Origin of the sequence: Pseudarthrobacter sp. AG30, from assembly GCF_003116525.1 — a bacterium.
Taxonomy (GTDB): domain Bacteria; phylum Actinomycetota; class Actinomycetes; order Actinomycetales; family Micrococcaceae; genus Arthrobacter.
The window spans coordinates 271-683 of sequence record NZ_QEHL01000052.1; the positions used below are offsets into that span (position 1 = coordinate 271).

Consider the following 413-nt stretch of genomic DNA (forward strand, 5'->3'; position numbering starts at 1 on the left):
TCGAGCATCCACGCGATCACGCCGTCTTCGCCTTCGTAGATGGGCACGGGGGAGGTCTGGCCGCGCATGGCACGGTCGGCGGACTCCACGGCCATCTTGCCGGCGAAGGCGGGGGCGTGGGCCTTCCAGGTGGAGATCTCGCCCTTGCGTGACTGGCGGGTGGCGGTGGTGGTGTGCAGTGCCTGTCCGACGGACTGGAAGATAGTTTCGACGTCGAGGCCCAGCAGGGTGCCGATGCCGGCCGCGGCGGAGGGGCCGAGGTGGGCCACGTGGTCGATCTTGTGTTTGTGCAGGCAGATGGCTTTGACCAGGTTGACCTGGATCTCATAGCCGGTGGCGATGCCGCGCACCAGGTCCTGGCCGCTGGAGCCGACGTGCTGGGCAACGGCGAGGATCGGCGGGATGTTGTCGCC

General features: G+C 68.0%; 1 pseudogene. It reads right to left on the minus strand.

The features are described 5' to 3' along the window. A pseudogene (locus DC347_RS22060) lies at positions 1–413 on the minus strand (MmgE/PrpD family protein); the annotation flags it as partial.